The following is a 1,728-nucleotide window of genomic DNA, read 5'->3' on the forward strand; positions in this document are numbered from 1 at the left end:
TCATGGTCGCTGCCGGTCGGCCGATTCCCCGCTGGCGGCAGTTCCGGCTCACCGCGGCCCGCCCCGCCACGGATGGCGTGGATCATTTCGAGGTCACCGGCCGCGCCGGCCGGATCGTCGTGTCGGGCACGTCCCCGGCGGTGCTGCTCACCGGCGTGCACTGGTACCTCAAGTACGTGTGCGGGGCGCACCTCACCTGGAGCGCCTCGCATCTCGACCTGCCGCGCGAGCTCCCCGCCCCCGGGCGCCCGCTGAGGCGGTCCACCGCCCTCCCACACCGCTTCGCGCTCAACGACACGAACGACGGCTACACCTTCCCGTACGCCGACTGGCCGTACTGGGAGCGCATGATCGACGTTCTCGCGCTGCACGGCTGCAACGAGGTGCTGGTGATCGCCGGGCACGAGGCGGTCCACCACCGCACCCTGATGGACTGCGGCTACACCGACGCCGAGGCCCGCGCCTGGCTGCCCGCCCCGTCCCATCAGCCGTGGTGGCTGCTGCAGAACCTGAGCGGCTTCGGCGGCCCCCTCTCCCCCGCGCTGATCACGCGGCGCGCCGCGCTGGGCAGGCGGATCTGCGACCGGCTGCGCGAGCTGGGCATGGCCCCCGTCCTGCCGGGCCACTACGGGTCGGTGCCCGACGGCTTCACCGACCGGAACCCGGGTGCCCGCGTCGTCCCACAGGGCGTCTGGCACGGCTTCCGGCGCCCGGACTGGCTCGACCCGCGCACGGCGGCGTTCGCCCGTACGGCGGCCGCCTTCTACCGCCACCAGGCCGAACTGCTGGGCCCGGCCGCGCACTTCAAGATGGACCTGCTGCACGAGGGCGGCACCGCGGGCGACGTGCCCGTGGCGGCCGCGGCCCGGGGCGTCGAGAAGGCCCTGCGCGCCGCGCACCCGGAGGCGACCTGGGTGATCCTCGGCTGGGAGCGGAACCCGCTGCCCGAGCTGGTCGGTGCCGTCGACCGGAAGCGGATGCTGATCGTCGACGGGGTCTCCGACCGCTTCTCGGGCGTCACCGACCGGGAGCGGGACTGGGGCGGCACGCCGTACGCCTTCGGCTCGATCCCGAACTTCGGCGGACGGACGACGCTCGGCGCGAAGACCCACGTCTGGGACGCGAAGTTCTTCGCGTGGCGGGACCGGCCCGGCAGCGCCCTGGCGGGCACGGCCTATCTGCCGGAGGCCGCCGACCGCGACCCGGCGGCCTTCGAGTACTTCTCCGAGCTGGCGTGGCGGGACCGGCCGCCGGACCGGGAGCGGTGGTTCGCCGCGTACGCGGACTTCCGTTACGGCCGCCGTGACCCGGCGGCGCGCCGGGCGTGGGCGGCGCTGCGCGAGACCGCCTACCGGCAGCACGCGCCCGAACGCAGCGACCCGCACGACAGTCTCTTCGCCGCCCGCCCGGACCTCGCGACCGACCGGGCCGGGGAGTACGCGCCGAACGATCTGTCGTACGACCCGGCCCGCTTCGACGCGGCGCTGGCCGGGCTGCTGGCCGTCGGCGCGGACCTGCGGGGCCGGGACACGTACCGCTATGACCTGGTCGACGTCGCCCGGCAGGCGCTCGCGCACCGCAGCAGACGGCTCCTGCCCGAGCTGCGCGCCGCCTTCGACCGGCGGGACCTGCCCGCCTTCCGCACGCTGGCGGCGCTGTGGCTGCGGCTGATGCGGCTGGCCGACGACGTCGCGGGCACGCACAGGGCGTTCCTGCTCGGGCCGTGGG

At 75.2% G+C, this 1,728-nt stretch carries 1 protein-coding gene; it reads left to right on the top strand.

The annotated features are described in order from the left end of the window. On the top strand, nt 1–1,728 hold a 1,728-nt coding region (locus K6I34_RS36555), incomplete at both ends, for an alpha-N-acetylglucosaminidase (RefSeq protein ID WP_229332330.1).

Source organism: Streptomyces sp. UNOC14_S4, from assembly GCF_020740835.1.
Taxonomy (GTDB): Bacteria; Actinomycetota; Actinomycetes; order Streptomycetales; family Streptomycetaceae; genus Streptomyces.